The organism is Halomonas sp. SIMBA_159 (assembly GCF_046536035.1).
GTDB lineage: Bacteria > Pseudomonadota > Gammaproteobacteria > Pseudomonadales > Halomonadaceae > Vreelandella > Vreelandella venusta_A.
This window is the reverse complement of the sequence record NZ_JAWJBT010000107.1, coordinates 1-437: the sequence shown is the minus strand read 5'-3', so window position 1 is coordinate 437 and position 437 is coordinate 1. Positions and strand designations below refer to the sequence as shown.

Annotated in this window: 1 protein-coding gene; it reads left to right on the top strand. The window is 46.5% G+C overall.

Features of this window, described 5'->3' with window-relative positions; genetic code table 11:
* Positions 1–437: DUF3854 domain-containing protein (locus tag R0J87_RS18575; RefSeq protein ID WP_498888036.1), on the top strand; the 437-nt coding region annotated here is incomplete at both ends.

Below are 437 nucleotides of genomic sequence, written 5' to 3'. Positions count from 1 at the left end.
AACTCAAAAAATATGACCATCTCAATGATGGTGGTTGGTATGCGCAAGGCTTCGATTTAATCACTGGTCAGCGATCCGATTTCTTATGCTTAAAGCCCGACTCTCCCAGACGCGATCGCGATGGGAAGCTAATTAAGTATGAGCACCCCCGCAATCGTCCCACAGAAATTTTTGTTCCTGCGATTCCTATACCGACCGCCAACACAATTGCTTTCCGTGCTGGTGGTGAAACCTTTATGGCTTGGGAAAAATTCCGAGATTCCTACGAAGGGAGTCCAGAATTTGCCATCTGGGAATTCGCTAAGACCAACGCGATCGCGCTGCAAGTTACAGAAGGATTCAAGAAAGCAGCATCTTTGTGCAGCCAAGGTTATCTTGCCATCGCTGTCCCTGGAATTTGGAACTGGATTGACCAAGATGCTGAAAAATACATCAAT